This window comes from Aquitalea sp. ASV11 (assembly GCF_016429185.1).
GTDB classification, from domain to species: domain Bacteria; phylum Pseudomonadota; class Gammaproteobacteria; order Burkholderiales; family Chromobacteriaceae; genus Aquitalea; species Aquitalea pelogenes.
This window is the reverse complement of the sequence record NZ_JAELUD010000220.1, coordinates 1-313: the sequence shown is the minus strand read 5'-3', so window position 1 is coordinate 313 and position 313 is coordinate 1. Positions and strand designations below refer to the sequence as shown.

The following is a 313-nucleotide window of genomic DNA, read 5'->3' as shown; positions in this document are numbered from 1 at the left end:
CCCCCCCCCCCCCCCCCCCCCCCCCCCCCCCCCCCCCCCCCCCCCCCCCCCCCCCCCCCCCCCCCCCCCCCCCCCCCCCCCCCCCCCCCCCCCCCCCCCCCCCCCCCCCCCCCCCTTTTCAAGCAGACGACGGCATACGAGATTATTGCGTTCGTCTCGTGGGCTCGGAGATGTGTATAAGAGACAGCTTCTGCCCTGGGTGAGCTGGATCATCGGCTTGCCCGGCTGGAAGAGGATAAGGCAGATTTTTTCCGTCATGTCTCGCATGAGCTGAAAACCCCGTTGGCGGCCATTCAGGAGGCATCGTCACTGC

The 313-nt window shown here is 70.9% G+C and carries 2 protein-coding genes; one reads left to right on the top strand and one right to left on the bottom strand.

Features of this window, described 5'->3' with window-relative positions; translation table 11 throughout:
- Positions 1 to 267, bottom strand: a 267-nt coding sequence (locus JHD62_RS21825; protein ID WP_199104631.1) for a hypothetical protein, incomplete at its 3' end; no start/stop codon positions are given.
- Between JHD62_RS21825 and JHD62_RS23155 the strand changes: the two genes are divergently transcribed.
- A partial coding sequence (locus JHD62_RS23155; RefSeq protein ID WP_370541112.1) for a histidine kinase dimerization/phospho-acceptor domain-containing protein occupies positions 226 to 313 on the top strand: 88 nt, incomplete at its 3' end. The two genes, JHD62_RS21825 and JHD62_RS23155, sit on opposite strands and share 42 nt — an antisense overlap.